This window comes from Flavobacterium aureirubrum, assembly GCF_038739835.1.
In the GTDB taxonomy this organism is placed as follows: Bacteria; Bacteroidota; Bacteroidia; order Flavobacteriales; family Flavobacteriaceae; genus Flavobacterium; species Flavobacterium aureirubrum.
Genome location: NZ_JBCGDO010000009.1, coordinates 60,651 through 82,266, shown reverse-complemented (window position 1 = coordinate 82,266; position 21,616 = coordinate 60,651). Strand labels below are relative to the sequence as shown.

23 protein-coding genes are annotated in these 21,616 nt (G+C 33.0%); 15 read left to right on the top strand and 8 right to left on the bottom strand.

The features are described from left to right. Positions 1 to 73: 73 nt before the first annotated feature. Genes WFZ85_RS08565 through WFZ85_RS08530 form a run of 8 tightly spaced genes read left to right on the top strand, consistent with a single transcriptional unit; the run spans position 74 to position 4,645 of the window. Positions 74 to 817 carry a class I SAM-dependent methyltransferase gene (locus WFZ85_RS08565; protein WP_342695876.1) on the top strand — a complete coding sequence of 248 codons (744 nt, stop codon included), beginning with the start codon at positions 74 to 76 and terminating at the stop codon, positions 815 to 817. Next, positions 818 to 1,486, top strand: coding sequence for a ZIP family metal transporter (locus WFZ85_RS08560; protein ID WP_342695875.1), 669 nt, complete (start codon positions 818 to 820; stop codon positions 1,484 to 1,486). A 29-nt stretch (positions 1,487 to 1,515) separates the two neighbouring features. Beyond that, positions 1,516 to 1,896 carry a PH domain-containing protein gene (locus tag WFZ85_RS08555; protein ID WP_342695874.1) on the top strand — a complete coding sequence of 127 codons (381 nt, stop codon included), beginning with the start codon at positions 1,516 to 1,518 and terminating at the stop codon, positions 1,894 to 1,896. 4 nt (positions 1,897 to 1,900) lie between these two features. Next, on the top strand, positions 1,901 to 2,713 hold the full coding sequence (gene murQ / locus WFZ85_RS08550) for an N-acetylmuramic acid 6-phosphate etherase (protein ID WP_342695873.1): 813 nt from the start codon (positions 1,901 to 1,903) through the stop codon (positions 2,711 to 2,713). A gap of 5 nt (positions 2,714 to 2,718) precedes the next feature. After that, entirely contained in the window at positions 2,719 to 3,183 is a 465-nt protein-coding gene (locus WFZ85_RS08545; RefSeq protein ID WP_342695872.1) for a hypothetical protein, read from the top strand. Position 3,184: 1 nt separating this feature from the next. Next, positions 3,185 to 3,406 (top strand): DUF6095 family protein, encoded by a 222-nt coding sequence (locus WFZ85_RS08540; RefSeq protein ID WP_342695871.1) that lies wholly within the window; start codon positions 3,185 to 3,187, stop codon positions 3,404 to 3,406. 60 nt (positions 3,407 to 3,466) lie between these two features. Beyond that, a complete protein-coding gene (locus WFZ85_RS08535) occupies positions 3,467 to 3,838 on the top strand; it encodes a DNA topoisomerase IV (protein WP_342695870.1) in 372 nt (123 codons plus the stop codon). A 33-nt stretch (positions 3,839 to 3,871) separates the two neighbouring features. Continuing rightward, complete coding sequence (locus tag WFZ85_RS08530) at positions 3,872 to 4,645, top strand: TerC family protein (protein WP_342695869.1); 774 nt, start codon at positions 3,872 to 3,874, stop codon at positions 4,643 to 4,645. Between the two features lie 74 nt (positions 4,646 to 4,719). On the opposite strand, the gene WFZ85_RS08525 is transcribed toward WFZ85_RS08530, so the two are convergent. Continuing rightward, positions 4,720 to 6,393 carry a formate--tetrahydrofolate ligase gene (locus WFZ85_RS08525; RefSeq protein WP_342695868.1) on the bottom strand — a complete coding sequence of 558 codons (1,674 nt, stop codon included), beginning with the start codon at positions 6,391 to 6,393 and terminating at the stop codon, positions 4,720 to 4,722. Positions 6,394 to 6,557: 164 nt separating this feature from the next. On the opposite strand from WFZ85_RS08525, the gene WFZ85_RS08520 reads away from it, so the two are divergent. Genes WFZ85_RS08520 through WFZ85_RS08510 form a run of 3 tightly spaced genes read left to right on the top strand, consistent with a single transcriptional unit; the run spans position 6,558 to position 8,447 of the window. Next, positions 6,558 to 7,394: an alpha/beta fold hydrolase gene (locus WFZ85_RS08520; RefSeq protein WP_342695867.1), complete on the top strand. Its 837-nt coding sequence runs from the start codon at positions 6,558 to 6,560 to the stop codon at positions 7,392 to 7,394. Between the two features lies 1 nt (position 7,395). Continuing rightward, positions 7,396 to 7,881, top strand: a complete 486-nt coding sequence (locus tag WFZ85_RS08515) for an RNA polymerase sigma factor (RefSeq protein ID WP_342695866.1) — start codon at positions 7,396 to 7,398, stop codon at positions 7,879 to 7,881. Next, positions 7,878 to 8,447 carry a hypothetical protein gene (locus tag WFZ85_RS08510; protein WP_342695865.1) on the top strand — a complete coding sequence of 190 codons (570 nt, stop codon included), beginning with the start codon at positions 7,878 to 7,880 and terminating at the stop codon, positions 8,445 to 8,447. Before WFZ85_RS08515 ends, WFZ85_RS08510 begins: the two co-directional genes overlap by 4 nt. A gap of 38 nt (positions 8,448 to 8,485) precedes the next feature. Here the strand turns inward: WFZ85_RS08510 and WFZ85_RS08505 are convergent, their stop codons facing one another. From WFZ85_RS08505 to WFZ85_RS08475, 7 genes are all read right to left on the bottom strand, one after another. Further along, positions 8,486 to 11,203, bottom strand: a complete 2,718-nt coding sequence (locus tag WFZ85_RS08505; RefSeq protein WP_342695864.1) for a DNA gyrase/topoisomerase IV subunit A — start codon at positions 11,201 to 11,203, stop codon at positions 8,486 to 8,488. A gap of 104 nt (positions 11,204 to 11,307) precedes the next feature. Further along, a complete protein-coding gene (locus tag WFZ85_RS08500; protein WP_342695863.1) occupies positions 11,308 to 11,682 on the bottom strand; it encodes a GxxExxY protein in 375 nt (124 codons plus the stop codon). Between the two features lie 109 nt (positions 11,683 to 11,791). Continuing rightward, complete coding sequence (locus WFZ85_RS08495) at positions 11,792 to 13,645, bottom strand: DNA topoisomerase IV subunit B (protein WP_342695862.1); 1,854 nt, start codon at positions 13,643 to 13,645, stop codon at positions 11,792 to 11,794. A 138-nt stretch (positions 13,646 to 13,783) separates the two neighbouring features. After that, the gene (locus tag WFZ85_RS08490; protein WP_342695861.1) at positions 13,784 to 14,455 is read right to left on the bottom strand and encodes a TIGR02117 family protein; all 672 of its coding nucleotides are present in this window, start codon (positions 14,453 to 14,455) and stop codon (positions 13,784 to 13,786) included. A 327-nt stretch (positions 14,456 to 14,782) separates the two neighbouring features. Next, complete coding sequence (ychF, locus tag WFZ85_RS08485) at positions 14,783 to 15,877, bottom strand: redox-regulated ATPase YchF (protein ID WP_342695860.1); 1,095 nt, start codon at positions 15,875 to 15,877, stop codon at positions 14,783 to 14,785. An 87-nt stretch (positions 15,878 to 15,964) separates the two neighbouring features. Further along, positions 15,965 to 17,131, bottom strand: coding sequence for a hypothetical protein (locus WFZ85_RS08480; protein ID WP_342695859.1), 1,167 nt, complete (start codon positions 17,129 to 17,131; stop codon positions 15,965 to 15,967). A 153-nt stretch (positions 17,132 to 17,284) separates the two neighbouring features. Further along, positions 17,285 to 17,635 (bottom strand): 4Fe-4S dicluster domain-containing protein, encoded by a 351-nt coding sequence (locus WFZ85_RS08475; protein WP_342695858.1) that lies wholly within the window; start codon positions 17,633 to 17,635, stop codon positions 17,285 to 17,287. A gap of 151 nt (positions 17,636 to 17,786) precedes the next feature. Between WFZ85_RS08475 and WFZ85_RS08470 the strand changes: the two genes are divergently transcribed. From WFZ85_RS08470 to WFZ85_RS08455, 4 genes are all read left to right on the top strand, one after another. After that, positions 17,787 to 18,845, top strand: coding sequence for an acyl-CoA reductase (locus tag WFZ85_RS08470; protein ID WP_342695857.1), 1,059 nt, complete (start codon positions 17,787 to 17,789; stop codon positions 18,843 to 18,845). 120 nt (positions 18,846 to 18,965) lie between these two features. Further along, entirely contained in the window at positions 18,966 to 20,057 is a 1,092-nt protein-coding gene (gene serC / locus WFZ85_RS08465; RefSeq protein ID WP_342695856.1) for a 3-phosphoserine/phosphohydroxythreonine transaminase, read from the top strand. Between the two features lie 54 nt (positions 20,058 to 20,111). Next, positions 20,112 to 21,074, top strand: coding sequence for a D-2-hydroxyacid dehydrogenase (locus tag WFZ85_RS08460; RefSeq protein ID WP_342695855.1), 963 nt, complete (start codon positions 20,112 to 20,114; stop codon positions 21,072 to 21,074). 107 nt (positions 21,075 to 21,181) lie between these two features. Beyond that, complete coding sequence (locus tag WFZ85_RS08455; protein WP_342695854.1) at positions 21,182 to 21,616, top strand: DUF6146 family protein; 435 nt, start codon at positions 21,182 to 21,184, stop codon at positions 21,614 to 21,616.

Genomic DNA, 21,616 nt, shown 5'->3' with positions numbered 1-21,616 from the left:
AATTTTCAAATTGCTATAACTTCGGCAAAAATACACTAATTTTGCGGGCGAAGAATTCATTTCAAAAGATTAAATGTCAGAAACAACAAATTCTAAATCCGAAAATTGGTATGCCTCTTGGTTTGATACGTCTTATTACCACATTTTATATAAAGACAGAAACTATCGTGAAGCACAAATCTTCATGGATAACCTCACGCATTATTTAAACTTGCCCGAAAAAGCCAAAGTACTGGATTTAGCTTGTGGAAAAGGTCGTCATGCAATCTATTTAAATCAATTAGGATTTGATGTCGTTGGCGCCGATTTATCGGAAAACAGTATTGCTGAAGCCAATAAAAACGCGAATGAAACACTACACTTTGTAGTTCATGACAAACGTGAACCTTTTAAAGAAAAATTCGATGCTATCTTTAATTTGTTTACAAGTTTTGGTTACTTTGAGAAGGAAGAAGACAATTTAAAAACACTGATAGCAATAAAGGAAAGCCTTTCGGAATATGGTTTTGCTGTAATCGATTTTATGAATGTCCATACGGTTCTTGCTAATTTAATTCCAAATGAAATTAAGGAAATTGACGGTATCGTATTTACTATCAATCGCTATGAACAAAATGGCTTTATTATTAAAGAAATTGATTTTGAAGACAAAGGTCAAAAGTTTCATTTTGAAGAAAAAGTAAGAGCATATACCTTGGAAGATTTTCAATCCATGATGGATAAATCGGGAATATTTTTATTAGATACTTTTGGCGATTATAAGTTAAAAAAATACCAAAAAAATACAAGCGAACGATTGATTATGATATTCAAATAAATGAATTACATACTTCCTTTATTTTCAGTTATTTTAGGCTACTTAATTGCATTAGTGATTAAACCAAAAAAACGAAGTAATCTTAAATTACTATTGGCGTTTAGTGGTTCGTTTTTGTTATCGCTCACCGTCATGCATTTGTTGCCCGAAGTGTATGAAAGTAATGACAGCAAGATTGGTATCTTTATCATGTGCGGCATTTTATTCCAAATAATTTTAGAATTTTTTTCCAAAGGCGCAGAACATGGACACGTTCACGGACATGATAAAATGACACAACTTCCATGGTTATTATTTATCAGTTTATGTATTCATGCGTTTTTGGAAGGATTTCCAGTAGGACATCATCATCATTTGGCATACGGAATTGCGATTCACCACTTACCTATTGCCATTATATTGACCACTTTTTTTATCAACGCCGAATTAAATAAAATAGCTTTGTTTTTCTTTATGCTCATTTTTGCAATAATGACACCATTGGGAACATTATTTTCGGAAATTTTTCCTGCATTAAATAAATATTATCTCCAAATTACAGCAGTAGTAATTGGAATTTTATTTCATATTTCTTCCACCATCATTTTTGAAAGCAGTGAAGGACACAAATTTAATATTGCTAAAGTTTCCATGATTATTTTTGGAATTTTGTTAGCTTGGATTTTGTAAATTTGAATTTAATTTTTAATCAAAACAATATGGGACTATTTTCAGCTTTAATGGGAAATGCGGGTGCAGTTGACCAGCAAACATTACAAAAAGAGTATGGTAAATTATTAATTGAAGGCGAAACAATTGAATTGGGTTTTAAGCTAATCAGAGACACCTTTATTTTTACTAACAAAAGATTAATTCTTATTGAAAAACAAGGAATTACAGGTAGTAAAGTAGAATATAAATCAATTATTTATAAGAGCATTTCAAGATTTAGTGTGGAAACTGCAGGAACATTTGATTTAGAAGCCGAACTAAAAATTTGGGTTTCAAGTGAAACAAATCCAAGCATTGTGAAACAATTCAACAAATCGGTTAATGTTTATGATGTTCAAAATATTTTGGCTCATCATGTTTTAAAATAGTATAATGAATTTCACGAAAACCACCGAACAATCTTCTCGCTACGAACATTTAGAAAAAATGTCGGTTCATGATTTGTTAACCAAAATCAATACCGAAGACAAAACTGTTCCTCTAGCAGTTGAAAAAGCTTTGCCACAAATTGAAACTTTGATTACTGAAGTGGTTAAAAAAATGAAAATGGGCGGACGACTTTTCTATATTGGTGCTGGAACTTCGGGAAGGCTTGGAATTGTTGATTCTTCGGAATGTCCACCGACATTTGGTGTTCCGTTTGACTTAGTTAATGGCATAATTGCAGGTGGCGATAAAGCTATTCGTCGCGCGGTGGAAAATGCGGAAGATAATATTACCCAAGCTTGGATTGATTTGCAAGAACAAAATATTGGTGAGAATGATGTGGTAATTGGTATCGCTGCATCGGGAACAACACCTTATGTTATTGGTGGATTGCAAAAATGCCATGAAAATAATATTGTTACAGGTTGTATTACCTGCAACGAAGGAAGTCCGTTAGCTTTATTAGCTCAATTTCCTGTAGTTGTTGTTGTTGGTCCAGAATTTGTAACAGGAAGCTCGAGAATGAAAGCTGGTACGGCACAGAAATTAGTACTGAACATGATTTCCACGACAACCATGATACAACTAGGAAAGGTAAAAGGCAATAAGATGGTTGATATGCAATTGAGCAATGACAAATTAGTAGATCGCGGTGTGAAAATGATTATGAGTGAAATTCCATTAGATTATGAAAAAGCTTCTGAATTGTTAAAAGAATTTGGTAGCGTTAGAAAAGCAATTCAAAATTTTAATAAGTAAAAACGATGAAAAAAGTTATAGTCTTGGGTCTTTTATTTTTTACAACAGCAATTTTTTCCCAACAAATTACTTACAAGAAAGGGAAGTTTTATATAAAAGGTGAACAAATTTCTAGTCGTGAAACGAGAGAATTATTAGCAACCAACGTAAAATCTGCCACATTATTTAAACAAGCTAAATCCAAAGAAGGTTTGGGTGGTTTTGTTCTTGGCCTTGGTATTGGGTTAACTGTTGGCGATTTAGCCATTGGCTTATTTTCTGATAAAAAGTATCCAAGTGGATTGACGTATGCTGGTATTGGCGCGATTGCCGTTTCAATACCCATACTATCTGGGAGAAAAAAACGAATAGAAGAAGCCATTATGGAATATAATAAAGATCATCAAAACAACACTTTGGGTTTCAAAAATAGCTTTTCCGTCAGTGCAATTGGCAATCAAAACGGACTTGGACTTCAAATAAAATTTTAATATGCCTACCAAAAGACAATTAATTGAAAAAGGAGCAAAATTTATGCTCTATTCATTGCCGTTAATGTTCATTGGTCCAAGTGTAATTTATAATGCTTTCATCAATAAACAAAACATATGGCATTATTTGGTGTTAGCCATTGGAATTTTTATATGTTTATCAGCCGTATATTTATTGTTTAAAGGAATAAAAACAATCACAGATGCACTTTTTCAATCGTAATACTTTAATTATTCATAAATACCAATAGCCACACTTTTTAAAAAAAAATATATTCCCAAAATGAAAAAAAACATACTACTACTGCTTTCTTTCTTTATGTTCTCATGTTCAAACAAAGAACGAAAGTGCCAAGATTTTAAAACAGGAAAATTTGTCTTCACACAAGAAATTAACGGTAAGAAACTAAGCTCAACTTTTACTCGAACAGCGGACTTACAAATAGAGACTTTCAATGGAAAAACGGATACCGCAACAGTGCGATGGGTTAACGATTGTGAGTTTGTGCTTCAAAAATTGCATCCTAAGACAATGAATGAAAAAAAAGCAATACATATGACTATTTTATCATCTGATGAAAATGGCTATACTTTTGAATACTCATTTGTTGGCGATGGAAGAAAACAACGCGGACGTGTAACAAAACAAGAATAAAAGACCTTATTTACATATAATTAATTTACTCAAATGGAAGTATTTTTAGATCCTAGTGCGTGGGTTGCGCTTTTAACATTAACTTTTTTAGAAATTGTTTTAGGTATCGATAACATTATTTTTATTTCAATTGTTACCGGCAAATTGCCCGTTGAAAAACGTAAAAAAGCAACACAAATTGGTTTATTCTTAGCCATGTTTATGCGAATAGCTTTGCTATTTGGAATTACATTGCTAATTGCCATGAAAGCACCATTTTTTAGTTTTGATCTTGGTTGGTTTAGTGCGAGTTTTACAGGTCAGGCAGTAATTCTTTTTCTCGGAGGTATTTTTCTAATTTATAAAAGTACCAAAGAAATTCATGAAAAAGTAGACCATAAAGGAGAAGAGGAAAAAGACATGAAAACTTCGGCAACCAAATCATTCAGCAATGTAATTGTTCAGATATTATTAATCGACTTAATTTTTTCTGTAGATAGTATTTTAACTGCGGTCGGAATGACCAATGGTGTAACTGGTGCTTTATATATTATGATTACTGCTGTTGTTATTTCAGTTGGCGTTATGATGCTTTTTGCGGTTCCTGTTGGCAATTTTGTCAATAAAAATCCATCAATTCAAGTTCTAGGTTTGGCCTTTTTAATTTTAATTGGATTTATGCTAATTACTGAAAGTATGCATTTGTCGAATGCATCGCTACTTGGAGAACATGTAGGCGTTGTTCCAAAAGGTTATCTATACTTTGCCATCGCATTTTCGCTAGCAGTAGAAGTTATCAATATGAAAATGCGAAAGAAAAAACAGTAAAATTCTTAAATTATATATTGTAAAATGTCCCAAAAGTTTATTGCTTTTTGGGACATTTTTTTATTTACCGAGAACTACGATAATCCCGAAATTTTGCCGTCAATATCAATATCAATTTTTTCCGCATTGGGAAACGAAGGTAAACCTGGCATTCGCATAACATCGCCTAACAACGGAATAATAAATCCTGCACCGCTGGCAATTTCAAACTCTCTTACCGTAATTGAAAAATTAGTTGGTCTGCCTAGTAACTTTTCATTATCCGAAAAACTCGATGGTGTTTTTGCCATACAAACGGAAAAAGCATTAAATCCTAAGTCATTAATCATTTTTAACTGAGTTCTAGATTTAGATGAAAATTCAACTCCTGCAGCACCGTAAATTTCAGTAGCAATAGTTTTGATTTTATGCTCTAAACCATCAGTTGTTTTGTACAATGGCTTGTAATTATTGTTTAATGAATTCGCGGCTTCAACTACTTGCGCTGCCAACTTTGCCGCACCTTTTCCGCCATCTGCAAAAGCAGTGCTGACTATAGCATTAACACCTTTAGATAAGCATAATGCTTTCAATTTTTCATATTCGTCACTTGTGTCATCTGGAAAAGCGTTGATACAAACCACAGGATTGATACCAAACTTTTGAATGTTTTCAATGTGTTTTTCAAGGTTACAAAATCCTTTTTCAATTGCAAAACTATCAGTTGAATTCAAACTTTCTTCACCCAAACCAGAATGATATTTTATCGCTTTAATCGTCGCAACAATAACTACCACATCGGGTTTTAGTCCTGATTGCCCGCACTTGATATGAAAGAATTTTTCCGCACCCAAATCGGCACCAAAACCAGCTTCGGTTACTACATATTCTCCTAATGATAATCCCATTTTAGTAGCAATAACCGAATTTGTTCCTTGCGCAATACTGGCAAATGGACCACCATGCAAAATAGCTGGATTGCCTTCTAATGTTTGCACTAAATTGGGTTTCAAAGCGTCTTTTAAAAGTACGGCCATCGCTCCTACTACATTTAAATCTCTGGCAAAAATGGCTTTCCCATCGATTGATTTGCCTACAAAAATATTTCCTAATCGTTTTTTTAAATCTTCCAAATCTTTAGAAAGACATAAAATAGCCATCACTTCAGAAGCAGGCGTAATATTAAAACCGTCTTCACGCATGGTTCCATTTGCTTTTCCACCAACTCCAATGATAATTTGGCGCAATGACCTGTCATTCATATCCATAACACGTTTCCACGCGATGGATTTTGGATCTAAATGCAAAGAAGATTTAGGATTTTGAAGATGATTATCAATAATTGCCGACAACAAATTGTTGGCTTTTTCAATAGCAGAAAAATCACCTGTAAAATGCAAATTAATATCTTCCATCGGGATTACTTGAGCAAAACCTCCACCAGCTGCGCCACCTTTTAGCCCAAAAACAGGTCCAAGTGAAGGTTCGCGTAAAACAGCAATCGCTTTTTTGCCAATTGTATTTAATCCGTCGGTTAAACCAATCGTCATAGTCGTTTTGCCTTCACCATATTTGGTTGGTGACATCGCAGTGACCAATATTAATTTTCCTTGTGGATTTTCTTTTTGAAGATGCAATGGAAGTTTAGCCTTGAATTTACCATAATACTCCAAATCATCCTCGGTAACGTTAATCTTACTTGCAATTTCTTTGATGTGGCTTATTGTTGCGTTTTGTGCAATTTCAATATCGGAGGGAATTTTTGACATCTTAAGACTTTTTTTTAGAACCTAATCAACTATTTTTTTACTGTAAACCTACAAAGATATACATCAACGAATAGCATTTCTTGATATGCTCAAAAATAATTTTAAAAAATTATGTAACAATTTAAACGCTATTGAATCCAAAGTGAAACTTTAAAAAAAATATCATGAAAACAAAATTAGTATTACTCGTAATTTTAACTGTGCTAAATACCCAATTTTCAATTGCACAAAAGTCTTTTTCTGTTTCTGTAAAAGGTAAAGGCGAACCAATTTTATTATTTCCCGGTTTTGGCTGTACCGGTGAATTATGGAATGAAACTGTTGAAGAATTGTCAAAAACAAATGAATGTCATATTTTTACTTTTGCAGGTTTTGGAACTGTACCTCCAATTGAAACACCATGGTTTACAACAATAAAAAATGAACTTATAAGTTATGTAAAAGATAAAAAATTACACAAACCCACACTTTTAGGACATAGTTTAGGTGGAACTTTAAGTCTTTGGCTAGCATCAACTGAAACAGAACTGTTTAAAAAAGTAATTTTAGTTGATGCTCTACCTGCGTCTGCAGCGTTAATGATACCAAATTACAATGGTGAAATCATTGAATATGATAATCCTCAAAGCAAAATGATGCTTGAAATGGATAAAAACAGTTTTGAAGCGATGAATTCACAATCTATACCTTTTATGTGTTTAAATAAAGAAAAGCATAAAATCATTACTTCATGGATGAATATGGCGGATCGAAAAACATATGTATACGGATATATTGATATGCTAAACTTAGATTTGAGAAAGGAAATTTCAAAAATCAAAATTCCTGTTGTAATTTTAGCTGCAACATCCCTTGGTTTAGATATTGTAAAAAACACTTACACAGCTCAATACCAAAATTTACCTTCTGTACAAATATATTATGCTGAAAATGCAGCTCACTTTGTAATGTATGATCAGCCTGATTGGTTTATCAAAAATGTAAAACTAGCGCTAAAGTAAAGTGGAAAAAGAAGAACAGTTCAATCAAATTTTTAATGACCATTATCATAAAGTATTCCGACTTTGCAAAGGATATTTCAATGGTGATACCAATAATGCAGACGATGCAACACAGGAAATTTTTATTAAAGTGTGGCAAAAACTCGAAACATTTAGAAAAGAATCGAGTATTAGTACCTGGATTTATAGAATAACCGTAAACACTTGCTTACTCTATTTGCGAAAAGAAAAATCTAAAAAAGAGATAGCCACTCCATTTTTTCCAAGTCAAACAGAAGAAAAATATTCAGATGAAAAAGAAATACAATTGCAAAAAATGTATGACTGCATTCAAAGATTAGATGAAACAGGAAAGATTATTATTCTAATGATTTTGGAAGGAATTGAATATAAAGAAATAGCTGATGTAGTAGGTTTAAGCGAGGAAACGCTCAGAGTGAGAATTCATCGAATTAAAAAAAGTTTAACTCAATGTACACAATTATGAAAACATTTGAAAATTTACAAGATATTTGGAATCAACAACCCGCATCGAATATCACTAAAACTAGTGCCGAATTAATAAAAAAAGGTGAAAACCACATAAAAAAAGTAAAGTCAAATCATATAGGAACAATAGCAATTATTGGGACTACTACTGTACTTTTAATCGCTTATTTTATTTGGATAGCTAAATACTCATTTACAATTTTCACAACAGGATTAAGTTTAATGATTTGTACAATGCTTTTGCGAATTATTTTAGAATTGATAAGTATTAAAAAATTTAATGCTTTAAAGATTGAAACATCGTTATTAGAGTATAGTAAAAATGCAGCATCTTTTTACACATGGAGAAAAAGTATTCATTTCATAGCAACGCCAATAATTTATATAGTTTATACAATTGGATTTTCGTTATTAATACCAACGTTTCATGAACAATTTTCCACACCTTTTTTTATCTATCTGCTAGTTAGCGGTTACGGATTTTTAATCGTATTTGGATTTTTTCTACGAAGAAAATTAAAACATGAAATGAGCATTTTATCATTCTTAAAAAATATTGAATAATTGAAAAGCCTTTCGCATTGAAAGGCTCTTTAGTACAATTATTCCAATGATAATGTTATCTGACCATCATCATCTGTCTCCGTTTGAATATCTTCTGAAATAGTAGTTTCATGTGTTACTTCCATTTGTTCTGGTTGAACTTCTTCTGGTTCTTCAAACGGTAATGATTCTAGTAAATTCACTTGTTTTAGTTTATCCGCAGTCAACTGATTACCTAAAGCTTTAATTCCTTTAATCGAAATAAATTGTTCCAAATCAATAGTTTGACTTTCTTTTTGAACGCCTTTTACTTTGGCAAAAACAATTTCGGCAACTGGTCGCCAATCGGTAGAAACAATTTCCAATTGTGATTTTTCATGTTCCGTAATGAAGATTTCTTCCTTGTTTTCGTTTTCCACTAAGAAACGTTTTATAAAATAACGCTCTTTCTCGCCATCATAATAAATCGCAGAAATCGGCTTCTTTGGATTCCATTTTTCCATTACAACAATATCTTCATCAAAATGCGTAGTCAATTCTGGAATAATCGTTTTCAATTTCCCCGATTGATTGATTAAAAGCAATCTATCATTTGGTCTAAATTCGCCAAGCAATTCGCCGCGTCCATCTACATTTAATCGCTGAACGGTATCGTCAAACCATACTTTTCTTGGTCGCAACGTGGAAATTCCTTTTTCCTTCAGTTCAATTTTCTTAATTGGATATTTAGTAACTGTATTTCCTCTTGAAGCTCTTCCTTTAATAGCAATATCAGAAAAATCGACATCCCATTTTAGTTTTTTCACGCTTCCTACTTGACGCAGTAAGATAGTGACAACTTCTGCTTCACCATTTGGATTATCCGAAAAATAAAGCACTTGCGAACCTGCTTTTTCCTGCGTTAAATCATAAAATTTATCACGAGTAACTCCCGAAACATTGAAACGCTTGATAAACGCCGAACCATTTTTACCATCACGATAAATCATGTTGTAAATCGTTCTTTTATCGTTTTTATCAAAAACCGCAATGTGAATAATGTCTTTTCCAACGAATTTTTTATCATCTACTTTGGAAACCATCATTTTTCCATCGCGCAGAAACACGATAACATCATCAATATCAGAACAATCGGCAACGTATTCGTCTTTCTTTAAACCTGTTCCAAAGAAACCTTCTTCTTTGTTTACATAAAGTTTAGTGTTTCGCAGAACCACTTTCGTAGCTTCAATCGTGTCGAAATTTCGTAGTTCCGTTTGGCGTTCGCGACCTTTACCGTATTTGTCTTTCAGTTTTTGGAAGAAATCAATCGCAAAATCAATTATATTGGCTAAATGATGTTTCACTTCTTCCATTTCAGCTTCCAATTTTGCAATGGCATCATCAGCTTTATCCGAGTCGAAACGTGTAATACGAATCATTGGAATTTGCGTTAATTTCTGCAAATCGTCATCGTTAATTTCTCTGACAAACGATTTTGAAAACGGTTTAAAACGTTCATACATATAAACATTCAACGATTCTCTATCCGAATACAATTTGAAATCGATGTACATTTCTTCACGAATGAATATTTTTTCTAAGGTAGAAAAATGCCATTTATTTTCGAGTTCGTCCAACTGGATTTCCAATTCACGTTTGAGTAAATCAACCGTTCTATGCGTTGAAATTTTCAACATATCTGTAACACCAATAAACAACGGTTTGTGGTTTTCAATCACACAACCCAATGGCGCAACCGATGTTTCACAAGCCGTGAAAGCATACAACGCATCTATCGTTTTATCAGGAGAAACACCAGGTGGAAGATGAATTAAAATCTCAACTTCGGCAGCGGTATTGTCTTCGATTTTTTTAATCTTTATTTTTCCTTTTTCATTGGCTTTCAGTATACTATCAATTAGAGTTGAAGTATTAGTTGAAAAAGGAATTTGTGTAATTACCAAGGTTTGCTTGTCCAATTGACCAATCTTAGCACGAACACGAACTCGTCCGCCACGCATTCCGTCATTGTAATTGGAAACATCAGCAATTCCAGCTGTTGGAAAATCTGGAAAAAGTGTAAATGGTTTTCCTTTCAAAACTTTAATCGAACAATCGATTAATTCATTGAAATTGTGTGGCAATATTTTGGTAGATAAACCAACGGCAATTCCTTCAGCACCTTGAGCCAAAAGCAACGGAAATTTTACCGGAAGATTAATTGGTTCTGCTCTTCTACCGTCATAAGAAACACCCCATTTTGTAATTTTCGGCGAATACAAAACATCATGACCAAATTTCGAAATACGCGCTTCGATGTAACGTGAAGCCGCAGCACTATCGCCAGTCAAAATGTTTCCCCAGTTTCCTTGCATGTCGATAATCAAATCCTTCTGTCCGATTTGCACCATCGCATCACCAATACTAGCATCACCATGCGGATGATATTGCATCGTATGTCCAACGATATTCGCTACTTTATTGTAACGACCATCGTCCAACTCTTTCATGGAATGCATAATACGACGTTGAACCGGTTTGAAACCATCTTCAATGGCAGGAACTGCGCGTTCCAAAATCACATAAGAAGCATAATCCAAAAACCAATCTTTGTACATTCCTGTAACTTTGGTGATGGTATCTTCTGGATTTTCGTCGTTTTCGTAAAAATGACTACCAGTCGAAGGACGAATTACGTCTTCAAAACCTTCTTCTAAGGAATCATCGTTTGTAGAGTCATTCAACTCGTCGTTACTTTCTTCTTCGTTGATGTTATCTTCTTCTTCGTCTTTCATGTTTTTTGTAGCACAATGTTATTCAAAGTTTTCACAATGTTTCTCAATGCTTTTTTCTTTGTGCGACTTTGTGAAATACATTGCGATGCTTTGTGAAACTTATATTATAGTATTAATCTTTTTATTCCGTCTTTTAATGATTTTTTATAAAAATTTAAAAGTAATCCCAAGTTACATTCTGAAAGCCGCATGTAAGTTAAACATTGAGCTGTGTGTTCAATTGTAAAATCTTCAACTACTTTTAAATCAATAATTACTTTATTATTTACAATAATATCAACTCTATAACCGCAATCCATTTTTATATCTTCATAAATTACTGGAAATGCTTTCTCTTGTTGAACATCTAATCCGTATTTCGTCAATTCGTAAGCTAAACATTCTCTGTATACTTTTTCCAGTAATCCTGAACCTAATTTTGTATGAACTCTGTATGCACAATCTAAAATTATTCGGCTAATTTCATTTTCTTCAGTCATATTTTTTATATCACAATATTATACTAAGTTTTCACTATGTTTCGCAATGTTGAAAATTGTCTTTGCGTGACTTTGTGTTAAACATTGTGAAACTTCGTGCTCCTAACAACTACTTCTCCACAACATCCAACTCCACTTTCAAATTATTGATAATAAAATCTTGTCTGTCTGGTGTATTTTTCCCCATGTAAAATTCTAATAAGGTTTCGATAGAAGTTGCTTTGTCTAACATAACTGGATCTAATCGAATGCTTTCGCCAATGAAATGCTTGAACTCATCGGGTGAAATTTCTCCCAAACCCTTAAATCGAGTGATTTCGGGTTTTGGTTTTAACTTTTCGATAGCATCAACACGTTCTTGTTCGCTGTAGCAATAAATCGTTTCTTTTTTATTTCGCACACGGAATAATGGCGTTTGCAAAATGTATAAATGTCCGTCTTTGATTAATTCGGGGAAAAACTGCAAGAAAAACGTAATCAATAATAATCGAATGTGCATACCATCAACATCGGCATCGGTAGCAATTACGATATTATTGTATCGCAAATCGCCCATGTCTTCTTCAATATCCAAAGCGGCTTGAAGCAAGTTGAATTCTTCGTTTTCATACACAATTTTTTTGGTCATTCCATAGGAATTCAGCGGTTTTCCACGCAAACTAAAAACGGCTTGCGTGTTCACATCACGACTTTTAGTAATAGATCCCGAAGCCGAATCTCCTTCGGTGATGAAAAGCGTACTTTCTAAACTTCGAGGATTTTTGGCATCGGTTAAATGCACACGACAATCGCGCAATTTTTTATTGTGAAGACTGGCTTTTTTGGCTCGGTCTTTGGCTAATTTTCTAATTCCTGATAATTCTTTTCGCTCACGTTCGGCTTGAAGGATTTTACGAAGTAATAAATCGGCTGTTTCGGGATTTTTATGTAAAAAATTATCGAGTTTGGTTTTGATAAAGTCGTTTACAAACGTTCGCACTGTTGGACCATTCGGACCAATATCGGTTGAACCTAACTTGGTTTTGGTCTGACTTTCAAAAACGGGTTCTTCTACTTTTACAGAAACCGCAGAAACTATCGATTTGCGAATATCCGAAGCTTCAAAAGGTTTGTTGTAAAACTCTTTTATCGTTTTTACAATCGCTTCACGAAAAGCACCCAAATGCGTCCCACCTTGCGTTGTATTTTGTCCGTTTACGAACGAATGGTATTCTTCAGAATATTGTGATTTACTGTGGGTTAATGCAATTTCTATATCATCACCTTCGAGATGAATGATTGGATATTGCATGTCTTCCTCTGTAATGGTTTCTTCCAATAAATCTTTTAAACCAAACTCCGAAACGTATTTTTCACCATTGTAATAAATCGTTAAACCACGATTTAAATAACAGTAATTTTTGAGCATTTTGATGATATACTCATTTCGGTATTTGTAATTTTTGAAAATGGTTTCATCGGCTACGAAAGAAACTTTGGTTCCTTTTCGCTTAGTTGATTCGGTTACATCTTCTTCGAGAGTAAGATTTCCAGCGGAAAATTCAGCCGCTTTTTGTTGGTTATCACGAACTGATTCTACACGAAAATAATTGGACAACGCGTTAACAGCTTTCGTACCAACTCCATTCAAACCAACCGATTTTTTAAAGGCTTTGGAATCGTATTTTCCTCCTGTATTCATTTTGGAAACTACGTCAACGACTTTCCCTAGCGGAATTCCACGACCATAATCGCGAACGGTTACCATTTTATCTTTGATAGTTACTTCAATCACTTTTCCTGCACCCATGACAAACTCATCGATACAGTTGTCCATCACTTCTTTGAGAAGAATATAAATACCATCGTCAGGCGAAGAACCATCGCCTAGCTTTCCGATGTACATTCCTGGTCGCATTCGGATGTGTTCTTTCCAGTCGAGTGAACGAATATTATCTTCGTTGTATTGTGTTTCTTGAGTCATTTTAAAAACTATCGATTTTAACTACGTTCAGTTCGGTTTGTGCTTTCTACACAAACCTCGGGTGTGCTAATATAGTGGAAAACGAGCGTTTTTAAAAGTCGGTTACTAAGAAGTTATTAAGAATGATATTGACAAAAATTATGGATAATGACGAAAAATTCCGCTATCGGTAACGGTCCAAAGCGCTGCTTTTTGATTAGCTGCTTTTAAGGCTTGATTTGACCAAGAATTGCAAGTATAAAACAGCGAGTAGCTTCCGTTAGCTTCATAAAACACATCATTTTTTCCATAAACGGCATTGGTTTCAATTTTTTGGAATTCGCCTGATTTCGATTGAAAAGATTCGTTGATGAAAGAAATTAATTTGGTGTAATTTTCGGGAGAAATCAGCAACTTTTTGCAAGAAGCATTCTCATTCATAGTTTTATAAAATGTAACATGCATTGCTGAAGAACTCAATCCTGAGGCAGCTTTCAACGCTGTACTGACTTTTAAATCAGCCCAAGTTGGCGTTTCTAAATAAAAACCTTTGTCGCCCCAACCCAAAGCAACATAATTATGAGTAGTATCTTTGGCAATGGTATGTTCAAATTTCAATTGGTTACTCCAATCTTCATGTTCGTTTTTTAATGGTAAAACTATATCAGTATGAACACCGTTGGTTAAAATATAGATTGGAATTTCTTTTTGATTTTCTGTTATGCCATTATTCACTGAAATTAAAGGTAACGAAAGCATAATCAAAACATAAGAAATCAATACTAGAATGAAAATGGCGACATATTTTAGAAGTTTTTTTATAATTTTCATGGTTATATTTTTCGATGATTAGTCAAATTTTATGCCAAAAAATAAGGTTTATTTTTGAAACCTAAAGATTGTGATTTCTCCTTCGTCGAAATGACAAAACTGGCGATTAAATTAGTTTGCCCCAGATTAAAATGGAAAGCATTTTGCAGTTTTGCTGCCTGATTTTCTTAAAATAAAATAGCGACTAGCAGAAGCTCATTTTATTTTTTAGAAAATGGCGCAAAACAAAAAATCTTGGAATGAAAAGCTGGAAAAAGGCACAAAAAAACCGCAAAATCTCTTTTACGGTTTATCTATATTCTATATTCTTTTCTCTATTTTTGAAAACTACACATTAAAACGGAAATGCATCACATCGCCATCTTTCACTATATATTCTTTTCCTTCTACGCGAAGTTTTCCAGCTTCTTTGCATTTAGCTTCTGAACCATAATTGGCATAATCCTCGTAAGAAATAACCTCAGCGCGAATAAATCCTTTTTCAAAATCAGTATGAATAACTCCTGCGGCTTTTGGTGCTGTATCGCCAATTTGGATTGTCCATGCTCGAACTTCTTTTACACCAGCTGTAAAGTAGGTTTGCAGTTTTAATAATTTATAGGCCGCACGAATGAGAACAGATGAACCAGGTTCAGTAAGTCCCATGTCTTCTAGAAAAGCTTGACGTTCTTCATAGCTTTCTAATTCGGTAATGTCAGCTTCAGCACCAACCGAAAGTATAATCACTTCGGAATCTTCATCTTTTACTAATTCACGAACTTGGTCAACGTATTTATTTCCGTTTACTGCTGCACTTTCATCCACATTACAAACATATAAAACTGGTTTTGTTGTGATTAACTGAAATTCCTCCATTAAAACTTCTTCGTCTTGATTTTGAGGAATTACAGTACGAGCCGATTTTGCTTGCAATAATGCTTCGCGAATTCTATCTAAAAGTGCTTTTTCAGCTTGTGCTTCTTTGTTTCCTGTTTTAGCTGCACGATTTACTTTTTCTAAACGTTTTTCAACCGTTTCTAAGTCTTTTAATTGCAACTCGATATCAATAGTTTCTTTATCGCGAATTGGATTTACATTGCCATCTACGTGAACGATATTATCGTTATCAAAACAACGTAAAACGTGAATAATAGCGTTACATTCGCGGATGTTTGCCAAGAATTGATTTCCTAAACCTTCACCTTTGCTTGCTCCTTTTACTAATCCGGCAATGTCAACGATATCTACAGTTGCCATTTGAACACGCTCTGGTTTTACTAATTCTTCTAATTTATTGATTCGTGGATCAGGAACATTTACTACGCCAATATTGGGTTCTATCGTACAAAACGGAAAGTTGGCACTTTGCGCTTTGGCATTTGATAAACAATTAAATAAGGTTGATTTTCCTACATTTGGTAATCCTACAATTCCTGCTTTCATTCTTGATTTATTAATTAAAAGTGTGCAAATATAAGATTTTAAATCAAGTTTTAATGAAATGGAATTATTGGAAATCTGAATTTAAGTTCAATAGGATTTGGTAGCAATCAATTCGATTATTTTTTGTTCTTCCTCTGTCGATGTTAATCCAGAAACCTCCCAATAATTGCTTAAAATAACATTTTTCTTGTTGTGTAGTGTTTTGTCTTTAAATACTTCACTCTCGTTATGGGTAAAACTTTGAGTACTAAAATTATTAGTGACAAAATAGTTTCGGACTTCTATATCCGTTTTTTTATTTTTGTCAATGCGCTCAAATCCAATTTCTTCTTGTGAGCTAATCAAATAGTAGTTTTCATTTTCAATTCTGTATATCGTTTTATAAAACGACTTATAAATATTTTTGGCACCAATCATTGTTTTTTCTTTACTATTTGTGAGGGTTGTTTGCGAAATATTTGAACTTACTTCAATGATAACTTTTTTCTTATAGTCATAAATAATCTTAAAATCATCACGCAGTTTTTTGATTTTATCTGTTGGCGTTACAAGTATCACATTATAATTAGCATTTTTAGTGTAACCCTTGATGACAAAATCATATTCCTTTAAAGATTTGGTATCTAATAAAGCGACTAAATATTTGAAATTATAATAATTCTGCATAATATCATTTAAATTGTAACCTAGTAAATCATTATGAATATCTTGGTTTATGATGCCGAAAGAACGATTTTGCTCCACTAAAATGGTACTTTTTACGCTTTTGTTTTTTCCTGATAACTGAAAATGTAGTAATCCATCATTATAATAAGCATAACTGCCATCTAATTTAAAAAATTCTCTCGAATAAATTTTTAGCCTTGCAGGTATGGTTAATCGCTTTATTGAATTTTCTATAACAGATTTTAAAATTTTTTGCGGATGTTGCTTTGTAACGATAATTTCATCTAAATCGTTAATATTATTTTTTAAATAAATAGTATTATCTGTTTTTTGCAATGCAGAAGATCGTACAGTTACTGTAAGATAAGCCGAATGTGTCACTTGAATATTTGACGTTCCATTCAATTCAAATGTTATTCTTCCTTCATTATTACTCAACAAAGTTTGTTTGGTTTTAACAATAAATACTACGGCAGACTCCACTGGTAAATTTGTTTGTTCATCAATCAAAATAATCGATTTTTCGACAGATTGAGAATAACCAATAAAACTAAAAATCAATAGAAAAAGTAGGTAGTTTTTCTTCATATTAGTTTCGTATTTTAACAAATATAGAAAAAACATTTCGTTTCCAACAAGTTACAGAGTATAAAAATGACTTGTATAAAAAAGCCCAAAAGAAATTTGGGCTAAAATTATAAAAAAAACAAAATTGTGTTATAGATGAGAAATAAGCAAAACTTATTCGTTATGCAAAAATGATTGACGGTTCAAGAGTGTTTCCTCACTTTCTACATGGTTATCATCGGGAACACAGCAATCTACCGGACAAACAGCGGCACATTGCGGTTCATCATGAAAACCTTTGCATTCAGTACATTTTCCTGGAACAATATAATAAACATCATCAGAGATAGGTGTTTGTGCTTCATCAGCATCAACTTCGGTTCCATCGGGAAGAATTACTTTACCTCTCAGTTTTGTCCCGTCTTTATATCGCCAATCGTCTGCGCCTTCATATATTGCTGTATTTGGGCACTCTGGTTCACATGCGCCACAGTTGATACATTCGTCAGTTATAATAATTGCCATTTTTTTCTAGTTTGAGGTTGAATATTTAGAGCCTAACGTTTAACAAGATAGAGTTTACTCACATACTCTTAACTCATTACTAACTACTCTTTACATTTTCACTATTTTTGTGCAAAATTACAATCAAAACCATTCATAAACAAGTAAACAAATGTTACAAATCGATAAAATAAAGTGTTTTGTGGAATTAGGTCAATTTTTAAGTCAGTTTTCCCTTGAAAGTAGCACCAAAAATGATAAAGTGCTAAATAATGAACTATACTTTGAAAACTTTATTGATTTAATTCACTTGTCACAATCACATAATGGATGGTTTACACCTGAAAATGTTTATTTTGCTATTCAATCATGGGCAAAAGCATTACAAGAAGATAATTTAAATTATTGGCTTTCTCCATATAATTTTTCAGAAACAAAGCCAAAAACTGTTGGGCTGATTCTCGCTGGAAACATTCCTCTTGTTGGTTTTCATGATTTTCTTTCAGTGATAATTTCTGGACATAAAGTCTTAGTCAAAACATCGTCTAATGATCAATATTTAATTAAATTTTTGGCAAAATATTTAATCTCTGTTAATCCAGAACTTAAAAACTTCATTACGTTTACTGATGGAAAATTAGAAAATTTTGATGCTGTAATAGCTACAGGAAGCAATAACACGGCGCGTTACTTTGAATATTATTTTAAAGACAAACCAACTATCATTAGAAAAAACAGAAATTCAGTGGCAGTTTTAACTGGCGATGAAACTCATCAAGATTTGGTTAATTTAGGAGAAGATATATTTAAATATTTTGGTTTAGGATGTAGAAATGTTTCCAAGCTGTTTGTGCCCAAAAACTATGATTTTCAGCCTTTTTTTAAAGCAATTTATGAATATAGAGATGTTATTTATTATGAAAAATACTCTAACAATTACGACTATAACAAAGCAGTTTTCTTGATGAGTAATTTTAAATTATTGGATAATGAATTCCTAACTTTAAAGGAAGATACGAGTTACGCCTCTCCTATTTCTTCCATTTTCTATGAATATTATGAAAAAATAGAAGAACTAAAGAACCAATTGGAAAATGATGTAGACCAAATTCAGTGTATTGTTACAAAAGATGTGATTAAAAATAGTATTCCATTTGGAAAAACCCAACAACCCGAACTTTGGGATTATGCTGATAATGTGGATACTTTATTGTTCTTGAATAAACTTTAATTATTTGTTATAAACTAAATCGTTTTCGTTGATAACATCAAACTTTTGATGCTATAATTCAGTTAGATATCACTTCTCTATTTACGAAATTTGCAATCATAATTTATTTAAATTAAACAGATGAAAAAACATAATTATAGCGCCGGACCATGTATATTACCACAAGAGGTATTTGAAAAATCAGCACAAGCTGTTTTGGATTTCAATAATTCGGGATTATCCATTTTGGAAATATCTCACAGAAGTAAAGATTTTGTTGCCGTGATGGATGAAGCCAGAGCTTTAGCTTTAGAACTTTTAGGTTTGGAAGGAAAAGGTTACCAAGCGTTGTTTCTTCAAGGTGGCGCAAGTCTAGAATTCTTGATGGTTCCTTATAATTTAATGAAAGTGGATGGAAAAGCAGCGTATCTTGATACGGGAATTTGGGCAAATAATGCTATAAAAGAAGCTAAATTATTTGGTGAAACGCTAGTTGTTGCATCTTCTAAAGAACAAAACTACAATCATATCCCAACAGACTATGAAATACCTGCTGATGCCAATTATTTTCATTGTACAAGTAACAATACCATCTTTGGTACGCAAATGAAGTCGTTTCCAAAAACTAATATTCCAGTAGTTTGTGATATGAGTTCAGATATATTTTCTAGAAGTTTAGATTTTTCAAAATTTGATTTAATATATGCTGGAGCGCAAAAAAATATGGGTGCAGCAGGAACTACTTTAGTTGTTGTTAAAGAAGAAATTCTAGGAAAATCAGGAAGAAGCATTCCAAGTATTTTAGATTATGAAAAACACATCAAAGCAGAAAGTATGTATAACACGCCAGCTGTTTTTGCGGTTTATACGTGTCTTCTCACTTTGCAATGGCTGAAATCACAAGGTGGAATTGCAGCTATTGAAAAGATAAATGAAGCAAAAGCAAAATTGTTATACGACGAAATTGATAGAAATCCATTATTTATTGGAACCGCTGACAAAAAAGATAGAAGTACAATGAATGCTACTTTTTTATTAGTTGACGAGAAAAATCAAGTTACTTTTGATAAAATGTGGAAAGAAGCTGGCATTTCTGGATTACCAGGTCATCGTTCTGTTGGTGGTTATCGCGCATCGATGTACAATGCATTGCCATTTGAAAGTGTTCAAGTTCTTGTTGATGTGATGAAAAAGTTAGAAGAAGTTGTAAAACAAAATGAAGTTATCATCTAGAAAAATTAAATAATTCAGCATTTATAGATGCCTAAAAACAATTCAGCATAAAAAATGAAAGTATTAGCAAACGACGGAATATCAAAAAGTGGTATTGACGCTTTACACAGCAAAGGTTTTGAAGTAATTACAACAAAAGTAGCCCAAGAACAAGTAGCTAATTATATCAACTCACACGATGTTAGTGTAATTTTGGTAAGAAGCGCAACTAAAGTTAGAAAAGATATTATTGATGCATGTCCAGGTTTAAAAATCATTGGTCGCGGTGGCGTTGGAATGGATAATATTGATGTGGAATATGCGCGTAGCAAAGGAATTCATGTCATTAATACGCCAGCATCATCATCAGAAAGCGTGGCAGAATTGGTTTTTGCACATTTGTTTACAGGTGTTCGCTTTCTTCAAGATTCGAATAGAAACATGCCTTTAGAAGGTGATACCAATTTTGAGGGTTTGAAAAAAGCTTATGCTAATGGAATTGAACTTCGTGGCAAAACGTTAGGTATTATTGGTTTTGGTAGAATTGGACAAGCTGTGGCCAAAATGGCATTAGGATTAGGAATGAAAGTAATTGCAGCTGATAAGTTTGTGGATAAAGCAGATGTGCGCGTAGACTTTTATAATGGCCAATTCATCAATGTGTCTTTTGAAACGGAACCATTAGAAGATGTGCTTAAACATTCTGATTTTATAACTCTACACGTTCCGGCGCAAGAAGGTTATGTAATTGGTAAGGACGAATTCTTAATGATGAAAGATAATGTAGGTATTGTCAACTGCTCTCGCGGTGGTGTGATTGATGAAGTAGCGTTGATTGAAGCTTTGGACAACGAAAAAGTTTTATTTGCAGGTTTAGACGTTTTTGAAAATGAACCGACACCAGAAATTAGAATACTGATGCATCCAAAAATTTCATTGACACCACACATTGGTGCTGCTACATTAGAGGCGCAAGACAGAATAGGAACTGAATTGGCCGATCAAATTTTTAGCATACTAAAAGTTAAAAATGCGTAATCAAAATCAATGACTTTTAATTAAAGCCACGATAACTCGTGGTTTTTTTATGTTAAAAAGTAAAACAAACTGCTAGTTTTTACTAACTTTATAACAAGATAAAAATTATGAAAAATAGTTTCATTATAGTTTTGTTTATTACAATATTTATCGCTTGTACTTCAACAAAATCAATTAGTACAACCGATGAAAAAAATCTTGTTGCCAAAACTTCCGATACTATCAAAATTGCAAACGATAGTTTAGAATATGAAATAATTATTATTGATCCAGGCTTTAGTTCTTGGCTAGCCAAAAATGCAAAGCCAAGAGGTTTTTATTCTATAAATTTCTTAGAAAGTAGAAACCAGACTTATGTTGTAGAGTGGAACAGCAGAGTTAATCAAATACAAGGTAATAACCGGAATATGTATGAAATGCGGATAGATTACGAACCTTTTACTCGTTATGGCTATGAGGTAAATTATTTGCTTTATAATTATTTCATCTATTTTCAAATAGTAAACAATCAAAAATTAGGAGGTTTTATTCCAAGTCCGTAA

Excerpts from the sequence above, each read along its gene's own strand:
- WFZ85_RS08475 (WP_342695858.1), bottom strand. The coding sequence starts at position 17,635 with ATGGCAATTATTATAACTGACGAATGTATCAACTGTGGCGCATGTGAA.
- WFZ85_RS08530 (WP_342695869.1), top strand. The coding sequence starts at position 3,872 with ATGGAAGTATTTTTAGATCCTAGTGCGTGGGTTGCGCTTTTAACATTA.
- murQ (WP_342695873.1), top strand. The coding sequence starts at position 1,901 with ATGAATTTCACGAAAACCACCGAACAATCTTCTCGCTACGAACATTTA.
- WFZ85_RS08560 (WP_342695875.1), top strand. The coding sequence starts at position 818 with ATGAATTACATACTTCCTTTATTTTCAGTTATTTTAGGCTACTTAATT.
- WFZ85_RS08535 (WP_342695870.1), top strand. The coding sequence starts at position 3,467 with ATGAAAAAAAACATACTACTACTGCTTTCTTTCTTTATGTTCTCATGT.
- WFZ85_RS08545 (WP_342695872.1), top strand. The coding sequence starts at position 2,719 with ATGAAAAAAGTTATAGTCTTGGGTCTTTTATTTTTTACAACAGCAATT.
- WFZ85_RS08470 (WP_342695857.1), top strand. The coding sequence starts at position 17,787 with ATGTTACAAATCGATAAAATAAAGTGTTTTGTGGAATTAGGTCAATTT.
- WFZ85_RS08495 (WP_342695862.1), bottom strand. The coding sequence starts at position 13,645 with ATGACTCAAGAAACACAATACAACGAAGATAATATTCGTTCACTCGAC.
- WFZ85_RS08500 (WP_342695863.1), bottom strand. The coding sequence starts at position 11,682 with ATGACTGAAGAAAATGAAATTAGCCGAATAATTTTAGATTGTGCATAC.
- WFZ85_RS08455 (WP_342695854.1), top strand. The coding sequence starts at position 21,182 with ATGAAAAATAGTTTCATTATAGTTTTGTTTATTACAATATTTATCGCT.
- WFZ85_RS08510 (WP_342695865.1), top strand. The coding sequence starts at position 7,878 with ATGAAAACATTTGAAAATTTACAAGATATTTGGAATCAACAACCCGCA.
- WFZ85_RS08505 (WP_342695864.1), bottom strand. The coding sequence starts at position 11,203 with ATGAAAGACGAAGAAGAAGATAACATCAACGAAGAAGAAAGTAACGAC.
- WFZ85_RS08540 (WP_342695871.1), top strand. The coding sequence starts at position 3,185 with ATGCCTACCAAAAGACAATTAATTGAAAAAGGAGCAAAATTTATGCTC.
- serC (WP_342695856.1), top strand. The coding sequence starts at position 18,966 with ATGAAAAAACATAATTATAGCGCCGGACCATGTATATTACCACAAGAG.
- WFZ85_RS08525 (WP_342695868.1), bottom strand. The coding sequence starts at position 6,393 with ATGTCAAAAATTCCCTCCGATATTGAAATTGCACAAAACGCAACAATA.
- WFZ85_RS08555 (WP_342695874.1), top strand. The coding sequence starts at position 1,516 with ATGGGACTATTTTCAGCTTTAATGGGAAATGCGGGTGCAGTTGACCAG.
- WFZ85_RS08490 (WP_342695861.1), bottom strand. The coding sequence starts at position 14,455 with ATGAAAATTATAAAAAAACTTCTAAAATATGTCGCCATTTTCATTCTA.
- ychF (WP_342695860.1), bottom strand. The coding sequence starts at position 15,877 with ATGAAAGCAGGAATTGTAGGATTACCAAATGTAGGAAAATCAACCTTA.
- WFZ85_RS08480 (WP_342695859.1), bottom strand. The coding sequence starts at position 17,131 with ATGAAGAAAAACTACCTACTTTTTCTATTGATTTTTAGTTTTATTGGT.
- WFZ85_RS08460 (WP_342695855.1), top strand. The coding sequence starts at position 20,112 with ATGAAAGTATTAGCAAACGACGGAATATCAAAAAGTGGTATTGACGCT.
- WFZ85_RS08565 (WP_342695876.1), top strand. The coding sequence starts at position 74 with ATGTCAGAAACAACAAATTCTAAATCCGAAAATTGGTATGCCTCTTGG.
- WFZ85_RS08520 (WP_342695867.1), top strand. The coding sequence starts at position 6,558 with ATGAAAACAAAATTAGTATTACTCGTAATTTTAACTGTGCTAAATACC.